This window comes from Streptomyces hainanensis, from assembly GCF_004348415.1.
Classification (GTDB): domain Bacteria; phylum Actinomycetota; class Actinomycetes; order Streptomycetales; family Streptomycetaceae; genus Streptomyces; species Streptomyces hainanensis.
Map to the genome: position 1 here is coordinate 1 of NZ_SMKI01000647.1, position 3,334 is coordinate 3,334.

Consider the following 3,334-nt stretch of genomic DNA (forward strand, 5'->3'; position numbering starts at 1 on the left):
CGTCCGGGGTGGGGGACGGGGTTGACACAGGGCACACTCCGGTCAGGGGTGAATACGTGGTGCGGGCGCGGCGGGCGTGGCGTACGACGCGGAACGCGGCTCGCGAGAGGGGTCGCTGAGGTCAGGGGTGGGTAAGCCTGGGTGAGGCGAAGAGGATCAGCGACAGGCCGCGGTGACACAGCGGCAGAGATCGATGTGCAGGCGCGCCACGAGCAGAGTGCTCGGGTCAGAGTGCGGCGCGGCTGCGGTGTTCATGACGACGACGGTAGCACCAGGTTCCTGGCACGTCATGGGGCTGATCACAACTCCCCACCGGAGAGGGAGAGATGTGACAGGAGCGTGAGGCGGATCACTCCGCCGTGGGCCGCGCCGTGGGCTGCCGCTCAGTCCTCCATGGACTGGTTGGCCTGCAGGCGGTCCTTGGCGCGCTCGATGCGCGGCGCGATCTGCTGCGACATCGCGTCGCGCTGCCGGCGCAGCAGCACGAAGCTGAGCGGCGCCGAGACGACGATGGCCAGCAACATGATCCACAGCGGATTCGCCGTCCCGAACGACTCGGGCAGCACCCCGACGTACGACAGCACCGCGATCACGACGAACGACGCGGCGAACACGGCGAACCGCAGAGCGGTGTACCGCACGGCGGCACCGCCCGCGGCGGGCTTGGCGGCGTCGGAGTCGCCCGTGCCGGCGGCCGCGCCGGCGGAGTCGGCCGCGGGCTCGGCGGCGTCGGTCGGTTCGGCGGTCTCGGTCGGTTCGGCGGTCTCGGCCGGGCCGGCCACGGCCTCGGTGTCGCGGCTCACTGTGCCACCTCCCGGTTCCACGCTGACTTGTCCCGCTTTCGGCTGACTGCCCAGTCAACCACAGCCCTCACCGGCCACTCGCAACGGCCCCCGCCGTCTCCTTCGGGGGCCGGCCGCCGGGCCTCGGGCCCAGGGGGAGCCACATCGTGATGTCGTCGCGGTACTCGCCGTCCCCGACGTGGATGGCGTCGGGGACGCGGCCCACCTCGCGGTAGCCGCACGCCGCGTAGAAGCCTTCGAGACCCATGCCGCCCCGGCAGGTCAGCCGGATGCCGGTGGCGCCCGGCGCCACCCGCTGGGCGGCCGAGGCGGCGGCCGCCAGCAGCTCGCGGCCCGCGCCTGCCCCCTGGAGGCGCGGCGCGACCATCACCGTGGTCAGCCACACCCAGTGCCCCATCAGCGGGTGGGTGTTCAGCTTCAGGAAGGCCGTGGCGACCGGCCGGCCGGTGCCGCCTCGCTCCGGCAGCCCCACCAGCAACCGGGTGGTGCCCTCGGCCATCCCGACCAGGTGCTGCCGCAGCGCGGACTCGACGTCGGCCGGCTTCACCGGCGGCAGGAAGCCGACCGCGCCACCCGCGTTGACCACGTCCGCCCACAGGCCGGCCAGACCGTCCCGCAGCGCCGGGGTGACCCCCGGGTCGAGGACGAACCGCAGCCGGGCCCGCGATGCCCCGCGCCGCACACCGCCGACGGTCGTCCGCCGAGGGCCCGGCACGCCGCTCACACCCGCATCGGCTGGGGCGACTCGCGCCGCTCCGGGTCGGGGCCCTCGTACTCCCGCACGACCTGGTAGCGGGTGTTGCGCTCCACCGGCCGGAAGCCGGCGTCGCGGATGAGCTCCAGCAGGTCGTCGCGGGTGAGCTTGTCGGGGGTGCCGAAGTTGTCCGCGTCGTGGGTGATCTTGTACTCCACGACCGAGCCGTCCATGTCGTCGGCGCCGTGCTGGAGCGCCAGCTGCGCGGTCTGGACGCCGTGCATCACCCAGAACACCTTGACGTGCGGCACGTTGTCGAAGAGCAGCCGGGACACCGCGAACGTCCGCAGGGCCTCCGCGCCCGTCGCCATGGTGGTCCGCGCCTGGAGCCGGTTGCGGACCTTGCCGTCCTTCATGTCCACGAAGTCGTGCTGGTAGCGCAGCGGGATGAAGACCTGGAATCCGCCGGTCTCGTCCTGGAGCTCGCGCAGCCGCAGCACGTGGTCGACGCGGTGGCGCCGCTCCTCGATGTGGCCGTACAGCATGGTGCAGGGCGTCTTCAGGCCCTTGGAGTGCGCCAGCCGGTGGATCCGCGACCAGTCCTCCCAGTGGGTCTTGTGGTCGACGATGTGCTGCCTGACCTCCCAGTCGAAGATCTCCGCGCCGCCGCCGGTCAGCGACTCCAGGCCGGCGTCGATCAACTCGTCGAGGATCTCGGACGCCGGCATCCCCGAGATGGTCTCGAAGTGGTGGATCTCGGTCGCGGTGAACGCCTTGAGCTGCACCGACTCGGGCAGCGCCTCCTTGAGCGCGCGCAGCGAGCGCGGGTAGTAGCGCCAGGGCAGCGACGGGTGCAGGCCGTTGACGATGTGCAACTCGGTGAGCTGGTCGTTCTCCATCGCCCTGGCGAGCCGCACGGCCTCCTCGATGCGCATCGTGTACGCGTCCTTCTCGCCCGGCTTGCGCTGGAACGAGCAGTAGGCGCACGAGGCCGTGCACACGTTGGTCATGTTGAGGTGGCGGTTGACGTTGAAGTAGACGACGTCGCCGTTCTTCCGGGTCCTGACCTCGTGCGCGAGGCCACCGAGCCAGGCCAGGTCGTCGGACTCGTAGAGCGCGATCCCGTCCTCCCGGGACAGCCGCTCACCGGCGCGCACCTTCTCCTCGAGATCCCGCTTGAGCCCCGCGTCCATGTGACCGCGCCTCCCTCTCCACCGGCGTGCGGCGGCTCACCACCGCCGGGACACGAGACTACGCCCGCGCCTCGTCCGACAGGTCGCCGACCCGGTTCTCCCACTTGGTGGACAGCACGATGGTGGTCCTGGTGCGCGAGACGCCCTTGGTGGAGGAGAGCCGCCGGATGGTGCGCTCCAGACCGTCCACGTCGGGGGCCCGGACCTTCAACATGAACGAGTCGTCCCCGGCGATGAACCAGCAGTCCTCGATCTCGGACAGCTCGCGCAGCCGGCCGGCGACCTCCTCGTGGTCCACCGAGTCCGAGAGCTGGATGCCGATCAGCGCCGTGACACCGAGGCCGAGCGAGCGGGCGTCCACCGTGGCCCGGTAGCCGGTGATGACGCCGGCCGCCTCCAGCCGGTTGATCCGGTCGGTGACGCTGGGGCCCGAGAGGCCCACGAGGCGGCCCAACTCGGCGTAGGACGCCCGGCCGTTCTCCCGCAGAGCCTGGATGAGCTGCCTGTCCACCGCGTCCATCGTCACAAGGCCTTCCTCGTCCCCTGGTCGATTGCACAGACGAATCTAAGGCACGCACAGCCGACGACCTACGAGTGGTGGGCCGAACGGGCCTCCCCACCTCACCCGGCTCACTCCCCCCGGT

At 71.4% G+C, this 3,334-nt stretch carries 4 protein-coding genes; all 4 read right to left on the reverse strand.

Annotation, left to right across the window (positions count from 1 at the left end):
• Nucleotides 1-383 precede the first annotated feature (383 nt).
• Nucleotides 384-641, reverse strand: a complete 258-nt coding sequence (locus E1283_RS34085; protein ID WP_132822040.1) for a DUF4229 domain-containing protein — start codon at nt 639-641, stop codon at nt 384-386.
• A 229-nt stretch (nt 642-870) separates the two neighbouring features.
• On the reverse strand, nt 871-1,485 hold the full coding sequence (locus E1283_RS34090; RefSeq protein WP_243745301.1) for a GNAT family N-acetyltransferase: 615 nt from the start codon (nt 1,483-1,485) through the stop codon (nt 871-873).
• Nucleotides 1,486-1,523: 38 nt separating this feature from the next.
• Nucleotides 1,524-2,690, reverse strand: coding sequence for an aminofutalosine synthase MqnE (gene mqnE, locus E1283_RS34095; RefSeq protein ID WP_132822039.1), 1,167 nt, complete (start codon nt 2,688-2,690; stop codon nt 1,524-1,526).
• A 58-nt stretch (nt 2,691-2,748) separates the two neighbouring features.
• Nucleotides 2,749-3,210: an Lrp/AsnC family transcriptional regulator gene (locus E1283_RS34100; protein ID WP_132822042.1), complete on the reverse strand. Its 462-nt coding sequence runs from the start codon at nt 3,208-3,210 to the stop codon at nt 2,749-2,751.
• Between the last annotated feature and the right edge of the window lie 124 nt (nt 3,211-3,334).

Excerpts from the sequence above, each read along its gene's own strand:
- mqnE (WP_132822039.1), bottom strand. The coding sequence starts at position 2,690 with ATGGACGCGGGGCTCAAGCGGGATCTCGAGGAGAAGGTGCGCGCCGGT.
- E1283_RS34100 (WP_132822042.1), bottom strand. The coding sequence starts at position 3,210 with ATGGACGCGGTGGACAGGCAGCTCATCCAGGCTCTGCGGGAGAACGGC.